Below are 230 nucleotides of genomic sequence, written 5' to 3'. Positions count from 1 at the left end.
GATTGAATGATTGAAGAATTATGGCATGGAGATTGTTTGAAGCTAATGCGGAATATTCCTAATAAAAGCATTGATATGGTGTTATGTGACCTGCCATATGGCACAACAGAAAATCAATGGGACACCATCATTCCATTAAATCAGTTATGGGAACATTACAAACGAATCGTAAAGGATAATGGCGCAATCGTTTTATTTGCTCAAACTCCTTTTGATAAAGTGTTAGGCTG

Annotated in this window: 1 pseudogene; it reads left to right on the top strand. The window is 36.1% G+C overall.

Going from position 1 to position 230, the window contains the following annotated elements:
* Positions 1 to 45: 45 nt before the first annotated feature.
* Positions 46 to 230 (top strand): annotated as a pseudogene (locus C9J34_RS21635) (site-specific DNA-methyltransferase); the annotation flags it as partial.

It is taken from the genome of Metasolibacillus meyeri (assembly GCF_003049505.1).
Classification (GTDB): Bacteria; Bacillota; Bacilli; order Bacillales_A; family Planococcaceae; genus Metasolibacillus; species Metasolibacillus meyeri.
The sequence above is the reverse complement of the archived record's forward strand: the minus strand, read 5'-3'. Positions and strand labels throughout refer to the sequence as shown.